Source organism: Gardnerella vaginalis, assembly GCF_001563665.1.
Lineage (GTDB): Bacteria > Actinomycetota > Actinomycetes > Actinomycetales > Bifidobacteriaceae > Bifidobacterium > Bifidobacterium vaginale_A.
In genome coordinates, this window is record NZ_KQ961848.1 from 1 (window position 1) to 10,608 (window position 10,608).

Below are 10,608 nucleotides of genomic sequence, written 5' to 3' on the forward strand. Positions count from 1 at the left end.
TCATAGCATCCAGCATCTCTACTATCATAAATAGCATCGTAAAGAGGTTTAATTGCCTTCAGTCCCAGTTTCAATATTCTTTGATAGTTTTTAGAATTCCTAATAAACTTTCCTGGATGTGCCTGCATAGCCACTTGTGGATTAGTCTTCGTCTCAGTTTCTAATTCCACCATCAACTTATTCATGGATCCCTTTATATCATCTAACGTTTCAGCATAAGCTACGTTTACTGGCATCAATTTATGAGCTATATTCCCACTATTCTTTGATGCTGGATTATTTCCAATAATAAAAATTCCAGTAAATACAAATAGAACCAATAAAAGTAAAGTTCCTAGCGAAATATACATTTTTTTCTTAGACATAGTATTACACCTCCTAGAATTCTAATTCGCAGTGTATTTGTGTTGCAAAGAACCATAAACAGAATTAGGGTAATAAGGATCATGACTACCATGGTTAAACAGCTCCAATTGTCCCCATTTAGCACGGCACCACTTAAGACCAGTAACCTTTGCAAAATGAACAATTTTATCAGGAGAATGACCATACGCTAGAATAAATGGATCATATTTATAAGGTCTATAACCTTTCTTTGCCAGATAATTATCCAATTGCGCTTTAGTAGCACCATCATCACCAAAGTCACTAGGCCATTCGTACGTCATACTACCAGTTGCAAATCCTAGACAATTATATGCTGGCGTAGCCTTATCGCTATAAAACCATGTCCATGAAATACTATCATAAAACGATTTTGGTTGAGATAAAGTATACGCATAAGCAACAGAATTGGATGTGAAAAACAACATTCCAACAACCATTACATAAGTGGTTATTGCTGATAACATCTTTCTTTTTCTAATCATTTGTAAGCACCTCCTTAAAAACAACATCTTTAACTAAGATTGAGATTAATCAGATTTTATCTCGAATGATCACTATTCTTGTACATTTTATGATTTTTTTTATAATGTCACATAAATTATTCCATCCTTTCTGCTATTATTAATTTGTTGTATACTCTCATAGTGTAGGATATTATCTTAGCTAAGTATCCATAGAGATTAAATTCTATTTTTCGCTTAACGTTAAGATAATTCGTTATGTCTTCGTTGCCTAAATGATTCATCCACTGTCTAAACAGTTATACTATAATAATATTAATATAACATGTTATATTAATATTATCAAGACACAAATTCATCTTAATCACCTAACTTATTTCTACCAATTACAGTGAACGCTCCAGCACGGTTAAGCGGGAGCATGTTACCGTTAATCAAATACAAGTCACCACCCTCACAGGCGGGAATCTTATCCAAGTTTTCTAACTGTCTAATATCGTTCGCGCTCATCCAACCGTTTTGACGAGCGGTAGCATAACCATTCATACGACTCTGATAGTCTCCTCGAAGAAGACCATCCACGTTAAACTTCACATAATAAGTTTCTTTCTCCTTATCAGTAAAAAGCCGCCTCGTAATAGACTGTTCAAAACGCGCCACCCAAGGATCCAGCGTGTATTTCACAAACTCCAACGACTGCTGCTCAATATTAGAAAAACTCGACTTTTCTAAATCACCAACCATGTGTGGTGGGACTCTAAAAATACGAGCAATCTCGTTAATCTGAAACTTACGAGTTTCAAGAAACTGTGCTTCGTTAGGCGAAATAGAAATAGGCGTATACTTCATGCCTTCCTCTAAAATCGCTATCTTATGCGAGTTAGAACCCGAGAACCCCTTATTCCAACTATCCCTCATACTTTGAGGATCTTTCACTGTACCGGGGTATTCCAAGATTCCACTTGGTGTAGCACCGTTAGCGAAAAACGATGCACCATACTCTTCCGTAGCTATCGCCATACCGATAGCGTTTTTTGCCATCGCAATAGGCGAATAGCCAACAAGACCGTCAAAACCAAGACCGGGAATATGAAGCACGTCAAAAGGTTTAAGTTTCACACTCGTTTCTTTACCCGCTAAAACATCACTATCATTTAACGTATACTCGTAAAAAATTTGACCACTCTCATCCCGGTCAACTCTCATACGATCAGGCATTAAAGGGTATAAGCCTAAAACCTCGCCTTTACCGTTTCGAATAATCTGCGCGTAAGCATTACCCCATAACAGTAGATGCGTCATCAAAGTTTCTCTAAACACGAAGCTTGTCATTTCAAGATTCGGCTCATCATGAAGCACCTTATATAAAGGATGTTTAATCGCTTTAGCCGTACCCGTACTCGTCCGCTCATACACGTGAAGCGGCAGACTCGCCACCGCTTCAGACAGGATACGCACACACGAGTAAACTGCCGTCATCTGCATCGCCGAACGCTCATTCACCCTCTTACCCGACGAGGACGTACCCATTAAGAAACGATAACCACCGCCTAACATCCTGTTTTCAGGCTTATCTCTTGATTTAAATAGTCTGCTAAAAATGTTCATTGTCACCTCCTACATAAACAAAATCCCGCGATTGTCATACACGCTTTGAGTGTTCGCGTTACCGCATCTTATAGCACGGTCAAGCGCCATAATGGTGGCTATAGCACCATCGATTTTCTCGGTTGATTTTTCCTTATCGCATTTAATGTTTCCTGCAGGATCAGTGCGGATGAAAATGTTATCCATATTCCAGCGAAGCACCGGATGCCCTGCGTGTGCGATTTTCTGCTCGAGCACAAGCTTCATAAGCTCCTTGGTAGGCGGACTCATATCCTTGAACCCTTGTCCGAACGGAACCACGGTAAACCCCATGTTTTCAAGGTTTTGCACCATTTGCACCGCACCCCAACGGTCGAAAGCAATCTCACGAATATTGAAACGTTCACCTAAAGTTTCGATGAATTTTTCAATAAACCCATAGTGAACAACGTTTCCTTCCGTAGTCTTAATAAACCCTTGTTTTTCCCACACGTCATAAGGCACATGATCACGATTCACTCGAAGGGTAAGTGTGTCTTCAGGCACCCAAAAATAAGGTAGGATACGAAACTTATCCGACTCATCTAAAGGCGGAAACACAAGCGAAAAAGCCGTAAGATCGGTAGTGCTTGAAAGGTCAAGACCCCCGTAGCAAACCCTGCCCTCAAGTTCTTCCTCGTTCACCTGAAAACCGCAAGCATCCCATTTTTCCATCGGCATCCAACGAATAGACTGTTTCACCCACTGGTTAAGACGAAGCTGACGGAAAGCATTCTCTTCACCAGGATTTTGCCGGGCTGACTCGAAAGCAGCTTTAACTTTCTCCATTTGAACCGTCACTCCAAGAGAAGGATTAGCTTTCTTCCACACCTTAGGATCCGTCCAATCATCCGAATCTTTTGCACCATAAATCACGGGGTAAAAAGTTGGATCAATTTTCCTGCCCTCGAGAATATCCACTGCTTTCTGATGCGTCTCATAGCAGATCGAATGCGTATCCGTACCAGCCGTGGTAATCAGAAAATACAGTGGCTGCATGCGAGCGTCCCCGGAGCCTTTAGTCATCACGTCAAAAAGTTTACGGTTTGGCTGCGTGTGAAGCTCATCAAACACGACACCGTGAATGTTAAACCCGTGTTTAGAGTACGCTTCAGCCGACAACACTTGGTAGAAACTGTTAGTTGGTAGGAAAATAATACGTTTTTGCGAAGCTAAAATTTTAACCCTACGATTAAGAGCCGGACACATTCTAACCATGTCCGCCGCCACATCAAACACGATCGTTGCCTGCTGACGGTCCGCCGCACAACCATAAACCTCGGCACGCTCCTCATTATCCCCACAGCATAAAAGCAAGGCTACTGCAGCAGCAAGCTCACTTTTACCCATTTTCTTAGGTATCTCAATATACGCGGTATTAAACTGACGGTAACCATTCGGTTTCACCACGCCAAACAAGTCCCTGATAATCTGCTCCTGCCAGGCTAGGAGCTTAAAAGGCTTACCAGCCCACGTTCCTTTCGTGTGTGTTAAACATTCGATAAAACTCACGGCATAATCCGCTAAATCCTTACTATACGTTGAATCTTCTTTTTTAAACTTAGTAACCTCGTATTTTTCCAACTTAAGCTCCTCCTTTCTTTAGGCATAAAAAAAGACGCTTACTTGCGCCCACATCATTTCCTTATCTTTCCTACGAGAAACAGGGCCTTAAAAGCCCTGCTACTTTTAACTAAACTTAAAGTTTTTAGTTTCTTGCGTCAAGGATCATTTCTAAAGCCTCGTTTGCAAGCTTGCTTGTTGGCATCATATCCCAGCCTCTATCATAGTTTGCGATAACCTTGTTATTGTTTTTCAAAGTAAGCTTGGAAATTCGCCCTTGGTTAATCCCATATTCGCTTGGCTCTTCAAAAACCTTCATACTGTAGCTTACAACCTGATCTTCAACTTTAAGCGTATCTTGTTCCCACATGATTTTTTCTCCTTTTTCTGTGTTTTTTGCTGATACTATATATCACTCTAAAAGCACATAATAGCAAGCCATAAACGAGAAAAAATCGCGGATAATTCCACGATTTTTCTCCAGCCTTCCAACCCTATGGCTGACTATCCCCCCTTTCTTTTAGCTTCTTTCTTGTTGAATCGCTTGATACGCTTTTTGAATATCCTTGTCCAAGGTTTCAGCATCCGCAAACAGTTGAAACTCCGTATCGTTTAGTTTTCCTTCGCTTGCCTTCCAAAGCTCCTCGTGAGCTTTACTGGCGCAGGTTTTTGCTGTTTGCGCGATGTCGAGCATGCTGATAGCCGAACTAATTTTCCCTTCTTCAGCTTTTTTGACTGCGTTTAGTGCGTAGCGTCTGCATGTTTTAACTTCGTTTGCGAGGTTTTGTAAAATTTCTTTTTTCACAGGTTTTCTCCTTTGCGCACGTGTTTTTGCTAGTACTATATATCACTCTAAAAGCGCGCAATAGCAAGCTTTTAAGCCAAGAAACACCGGGTATTTACACGTTTTTCCCCCAGTTTTCGCTAATTTTTTTACTCTTAAAAACCGTTAAACGTTTCTAAAATCATGCGGAAATAATCATCACCCAAAAATCATCTACCACAGTCAAACATGCTTTTACAAAAACCTCGTTCTCTTGCTCTAAAATCGCGAAAATTTCTTCAACCAAAGAACCTGTAGTACAGTCTTCACTCAACACGTACGCCTGGTCTTCACTCGAATACAGCATTACGCTCACCCCCGTTTCTAAAAGCACAGGACCCTTCTAAACGGGAAAGCATAATTTTCCTGTCTTGTTTAAACTCGTCTCCTATAAACCCGAGTCTAAGAAGAAAACATCTGAAGGCATACTTATCGTTAACCGGCTTATGTTTAGTTTCATTCACATGTTTTACTTCCAAGCTCATTTTGCAAAGAGCCAAAATAAGCTTCATGTAAGTATCCATATGATCTTGGCTTACATCTTTAAGCCAGGGGAAACTAACTGTTTCATCGTTTTCTTCTATTTCAAGGCTTGTCATATCGAGTGCTTTTTTGATTAAATCACCCTTGTTTTTGATGATTTTTCTAAGCTTAGTCACATCAAGCTTATCTTTTGGAAACTCGACTGTAAGCATGCGTGTGCTTTCATCTTGTGTTTTAGGAAGGCGTATACCATAGTCGCCCTCAAGTATTTGTTTTAGATCCTTTAGGTCTTCAGCATCCGTAGATGTTACTGTCCCAGTTTTACCAACTGTGAAAGGACCTATCTTGTAAGCCATGCTGGGAGTTTTCAGATACACGGCTTTAAGACCTGTTAAATCTTCTATTGCTTGTATGAGTGGTTTTCTTTTAGAACCTTTTAAACCATATTCTAAGCTCATTTTAATACCTCCTTTAGGTTTTTCCTTGTGTATATACATCACTCTAAAGAAGATATTTAGCAAGTCTTATGTGCTTTCTTTTCCCTGAAAATAAGCGATATTTTTAAGAACGAAATACACGCAGGGAAGTGCCACGCCGTTGCCCCACATCTTGTATTCTGCCGAATCAGTGTGAGGATTTTTAAGCCATTTGATTATCTGATTTTTACTTTTCGGCTTACAGGCGTTCGTGACTAGTTTTCGATGTGTTTCAAACACATCCTGCCAAAAGATAAGCTCTTCATCGCTCGGATTTTCCGTTTGAAGACTATCACACCAACAGTCAGGAAAACCCTGCAGTCTTGCACACTCTTTCGGTGTTAAACGTCTAACCACATAGTATTTATCCTCATTCATATCGTTTACGACAGGAGGATCTTTATAGTCACTTGCCACAAGCGTGTCTGTCATTTCAGCCCGAGCATTCGTGTGATGCGAGTTTTTACTCGTAGAGTACACTATTGCAAGACCGCCTTGATTAGCTTCAGGCGAGTTTAGCCCTGTGTTAATTGTTCTTGCCAGTTTCGTTTCATACACGTTAGCACGCTTGTTTTTCGTGTTGAGTGATGTTAAACGAACATCAAAACAGGTTTTATCACAAACCACAAAAGGCTGATTATTCCCACCTGTTCCAAACGTTGAAAGCACGGTTTGAGACACGCTAAGAGGACCTTTATACCGTGAGTCCTGTCCGTGATTTTCAAACACGAGCGGTGGATGGTTTCCCACGCTTGCTGTAAGCGTGCCGCTTTTGTTTTCAAACACGTCCATTCTGCTTCCGCCCTGATCGTTTAAACAGTATCTTTCGATTGCATCACCAGTGCCTGTTTTAGAATATCCGGCAGTTTCTTGCCACGGCTTTCTGCTCGCCGTAAAATCCCCAGGCAGGCTTTCTTGCTCAAATAATATTTTTCCGGCACTTTGTCCATCAAAATCTGCGACAAGAAAGATACGTTTTCTTCTCTGGGGTACTCCGAAGTATGAAGCATCAAGTACCCGCCATGCGAGTGAGAAATCTTCTGCCATGACAAGTCCTGCACTGCTCCATTTTTCAGGTCTAGGAGCATTAAACGAATGTCCTTTGACAGCACAGATTTCTTTGATAACTTTCTCGAAGTCTTCTCCTTTATTTGAGGAAAACGCTCCCGGAACGTTCTCCCAAACGATATATCTTGGTTTTTGTCCACCTGTTTTCCTCCTCATCTCTTTAATAATCCGAACCGCTTCAAAAAACAGGTTCGAGCGAGAACCGCTAAGACCTGCCCGTTTACCTGCAATCGACATGTCCTGACAGGGGCTTCCAAACGTGATAATATCAACCGCATCCACAGTATCGACTTTAATCTTTGATACATCACCTAAATGCTTAACATAAGGCAATCTTTTAGTGGTAACTCTTATAGGAAACGGCTCGATTTCACTTGCCCATAAAGGTTTAATCCCTGTAAGCGTAGCCGCTAAAGGAAAACCGCCCGAGCCATCAAAAAGGCTGGCGAGTGTAAGTGTTTTACTCATCGCCAGCCTCTTTCATCATTTCAATTGCCTGCTTAAAGCTATACTGTTTCCCATCTCGTATAAGAAGCACGTCCTTGGTTTTATCATCGTGAAACTTCATATACCGTTTAACCGCAACGTCAATGAATTTAGGTTCAAGCTCCACTCCAAAACAAACTCTGCCAATCTGTTCACAAGCTATAAGCGTAGATGCTGAGCCTAAAAACCCGTCTAACACAACACTGTTTGTTTGCGTGCTTTGTTTAATAAGATAAGCAATCAGCGGCACGGGCTTACTGGAAGGATGCCCACAGCCTTCTTCCTTCGAGTTTTTAATCCCGTCAAATTCAAACACGGCTGTCTGTTTTTGATCGCCATACCACTTATGTTTACCGTCTTTACGCCAACCGTAAATAATCGGCTCCATGTTAAACTTCCAGTCCGTTCGCATAAGCGGTGCTCTTGGCTTTTTCCAAATTAAACCTGCCGCCACCTTAAAACCCGCGTCCTCAAAAGCATCGTAGAAAACACGCGCTTTCATGGTCGCGTAAAATTCGTAAATAGACGCGTCAGCTGCCATAGAGTTTTTGAAGTTGGTAAAAACTTTCATTAAAAACTCGTAGCCTTCTTTATCGCTTAAATCATCGTTTTTAATTTTCCCTGACGCGTTTTCAAGGTTTACGAAATAAGGTGCGTCCGTGCAAACAAGATTTACCTTTGTTTCACCGAGTAATTTTTCAAATGTAGAAGAATCGGTTGAATCACCGCAAATAATACGATGCTTACCAAGCGTCCATATGTCACCTGTTTTAGAAAAACACGGTTCTTCCAATTCTTTTTCAACATCAAAATCATCATCGCTTACGTCTTTATCAGCATCAAAAATACCAGAAAGCTCCGCCTCGTCAAACCCGAGAAGATCAAGGTTAAAATCAGCTCCTTCAAGCTCCGATAACTCGACTGCTAAAAGCTCATTGTCCCAGCCTGCGTTAAGTGAAAGCTTATTATCCGCAATAATATAAGCACGCTTTTGTGTTTCAGTTAAATGATTTTCTTTCACACACGGAACTTTTTTAAGACCCAGTTTTAATGCCGCGGCAAGCCTACCATGCCCTGCGAGAATCGTATTATCCTCAGCCACCAGAATCGGGGATAGGAAACCAAACTCACGAATACTTGCCGCTATCTGAGATACCTGCGCCTCAGAGTGTGTGCGAGCGTTTCTCACATACGGGATAAGCTCACTTACGTCAGCCAAATAATACTGCATTTCTTTTTCCATAAGCTTTCCTCCCGTTAGAAAAGACCCCAGCAAGCCAGCTTTTCAAAACCACCCACCGAGTCAATATAATCTTTCGCAATTTTCACAATCTGCGAATACGGTTTACCATCAACCATTTCATCTCCGATAGCGCAAGAAAACTCAACCACCCGACCGGTTTCCTGTGCTTTCAAAAACGCGTAAATATTAACCGACACGTCAGCTTTCGTAAGATCTTTACCATGAAGGCCGCCGCCCGTAACAGCGTCTGCCATGTCTGACCCGAGTTTTCGGTTAACCGCTCCCGTATCCACGTTGATACCACCCGTCCAATCGCCTAAAGGATTAACAAACGCATTCGGATAGTCTTTCAATAAGTCTTCTCGTTTAGCGTGAGACTGGCAGATGATAAGCTTTTCACCATCAAGAACATACTTGCCGTCATACGGATACTTTTCATAAACCTTTCGAGCAATAGCAGAAAGTTTCTTCTGTTCGTCTGTTAGTGGTACGCCTTTAAAAATCCCGTTATCGCCACAGCGAACCATACCATCCTGGTTTTGGCTTAAATGCTTATCCTGTGGCACGACCGTAATATCAATCTTTACTTTCCCAGGGCTTAAACGGTGGATAATATTTTTAATATCCTTAAACTTAAACATCACCGTGCTTTCAATACACACGGCACACTTACCATGCCCGAGCATCACTTCAACAGCAATCTTCGGGTTCTCATCCAGCTTGTAAGCAAGATCAACAATTGCTCCGGCAATACAATCCGCAATCTTGTCCGGGTGACTTGGATTTACTTTTTCTATCATAATTTTTCTCCTTATAATTTTTTACGTGTTAAAAGCAGGCGTTCCATTAAATCGTTTTGAGGTGAAACACCATCAAACTCAGTCGAACAGTTTTCTTTCACAATCTGGAAAATCTCATTCCAAAGCCTGACCGCCTGATTCATGTAGTTAATACCAATATTGATAAAAGGCGATGGTATCGGTTTACCTGTGGTTGGATGCTTGGAAAGAAACCCGAGTTTACTGGTTACTTCCTCGCATTGAATCCAACGAGCACAGCTCATCGCATACCGTTCAATAAGAGGAGATGGCACTTTACTGCTCACACCAATGTCTTTTAGCCACTTCCACGTTTCAGCGAAAATTTCTCTAGCCTGAAGCTGAGTACCGTCTTTTTGTGTGGCGGATAAAAACTCGTGAGGGACAGGCATTTCAGTACCTTCAAGCTCTGGAATATCAAGCACGCTTAAAGGCCTGCCACCGGGGTTTCCTTCACTCGCTTTTTCAACAACCGCTTTCTTTTTCCGCCCGGCACCTACGCGTCTGCCGCCACGACCGCCGATATTATTTGATTTTGTAGGCAAACTTTCCACCTCCTTCCCACGCGAGTTTTAACTATTAAAAAATTTTTCGTGTCTGTTTTTCCCTATTACCCTTTTGATTTCGCTGTTTTTGCACACGAGACCCTGCGCCCGTTCCCCGGGGAATGGGTTTTTAGAGATTTTGACCGCCCCTGGGGTGGTTTTTATTTGTTATGCCAGCGATCTCCACGCTTAGCGTGAATTTTAGAGTGACAGGATTTGCATAGAGAAATAAGATTATTCCTCTCATGCGTTCCGCCTTCAGCAATCGGTTTAATATGATGAACCTGCTCAACAGGCACAAGCATATGGTTCTTAAAGCAAAGCTCACAGAAAGGATGCTCTCTCACATAAGAGTCCCTTACTTTCTGCCATGCTCTGCCGTAACGTTTGTGAGCATCATAAGGTCGCTCGTATTTTTCGTAGCGCAGGTTCTCTTGTTTTAAGTGTTCCTCACAAAACCTGCCGTCAGTTAGGTTCGGACAGCCTTGATAAGAACACGGTCTTTTAGGTTTTCTTGGCAAGACTCATCCTCCTTTCAGCAAGCTTGCGCGTATTATATAATTAGTAGGACAAAACAGTTCATGGAGTAGATGTAATGAAAAAATGTAAAACCGTAGCAAATATCCTTT

General features: G+C 41.6%; 12 protein-coding genes and 1 pseudogene. All 13 read right to left on the reverse strand.

Translation table 11 applies throughout. The annotated features are described in order from the left end of the window. Positions 1-365 (reverse strand): annotated as a pseudogene (locus tag HMPREF3230_RS00220) (hypothetical protein); the annotation flags it as partial. A 21-nt stretch (positions 366-386) separates the two neighbouring features. Then, positions 387-869 (reverse strand): DUF7689 domain-containing protein, encoded by a 483-nt coding sequence (locus HMPREF3230_RS00225; RefSeq protein ID WP_016815963.1) that lies wholly within the window; start codon positions 867-869, stop codon positions 387-389. Between the two features lie 339 nt (positions 870-1,208). Further along, positions 1,209-2,456: a phage portal protein gene (locus tag HMPREF3230_RS00230; RefSeq protein WP_075523002.1), complete on the reverse strand. Its 1,248-nt coding sequence runs from the start codon at positions 2,454-2,456 to the stop codon at positions 1,209-1,211. Between the two features lie 9 nt (positions 2,457-2,465). Next, complete coding sequence (locus HMPREF3230_RS00235; RefSeq protein ID WP_075523003.1) at positions 2,466-4,058, reverse strand: terminase large subunit; 1,593 nt, start codon at positions 4,056-4,058, stop codon at positions 2,466-2,468. A 124-nt stretch (positions 4,059-4,182) separates the two neighbouring features. Then, entirely contained in the window at positions 4,183-4,407 is a 225-nt protein-coding gene (locus tag HMPREF3230_RS00240) for a DUF7678 domain-containing protein (protein ID WP_075523004.1), read from the reverse strand. A 150-nt stretch (positions 4,408-4,557) separates the two neighbouring features. Next, positions 4,558-4,842, reverse strand: coding sequence for a transcriptional regulator (locus HMPREF3230_RS00245; protein ID WP_075523005.1), 285 nt, complete (start codon positions 4,840-4,842; stop codon positions 4,558-4,560). 160 nt (positions 4,843-5,002) lie between these two features. After that, complete coding sequence (locus tag HMPREF3230_RS06485) at positions 5,003-5,167, reverse strand: hypothetical protein (RefSeq protein WP_020757783.1); 165 nt, start codon at positions 5,165-5,167, stop codon at positions 5,003-5,005. Next, entirely contained in the window at positions 5,151-5,801 is a 651-nt protein-coding gene (locus HMPREF3230_RS00250) for a virulence protein (protein WP_075523006.1), read from the reverse strand. Before HMPREF3230_RS00250 ends, HMPREF3230_RS06485 begins: the two co-directional genes overlap by 17 nt. Before the next feature lie 66 nt (positions 5,802-5,867). Beyond that, positions 5,868-7,355, reverse strand: coding sequence for a DNA cytosine methyltransferase (gene dcm / locus HMPREF3230_RS00255; RefSeq protein WP_075523007.1), 1,488 nt, complete (start codon positions 7,353-7,355; stop codon positions 5,868-5,870). Beyond that, on the reverse strand, positions 7,348-8,616 hold the full coding sequence (locus HMPREF3230_RS00260; protein ID WP_075523008.1) for a site-specific DNA-methyltransferase: 1,269 nt from the start codon (positions 8,614-8,616) through the stop codon (positions 7,348-7,350). Before HMPREF3230_RS00260 ends, dcm begins: the two co-directional genes overlap by 8 nt. Before the next feature lie 14 nt (positions 8,617-8,630). Beyond that, a complete protein-coding gene (locus HMPREF3230_RS00265) occupies positions 8,631-9,416 on the reverse strand; it encodes an S-adenosylmethionine synthetase N-terminal domain-containing protein (protein ID WP_075523009.1) in 786 nt (261 codons plus the stop codon). An 11-nt stretch (positions 9,417-9,427) separates the two neighbouring features. Beyond that, positions 9,428-9,979 carry a P27 family phage terminase small subunit gene (locus tag HMPREF3230_RS00270; RefSeq protein WP_075523010.1) on the reverse strand — a complete coding sequence of 184 codons (552 nt, stop codon included), beginning with the start codon at positions 9,977-9,979 and terminating at the stop codon, positions 9,428-9,430. Positions 9,980-10,140: 161 nt separating this feature from the next. Next, entirely contained in the window at positions 10,141-10,500 is a 360-nt protein-coding gene (locus HMPREF3230_RS00275; protein ID WP_032812425.1) for an HNH endonuclease, read from the reverse strand. Between the last annotated feature and the right edge of the window lie 108 nt (positions 10,501-10,608).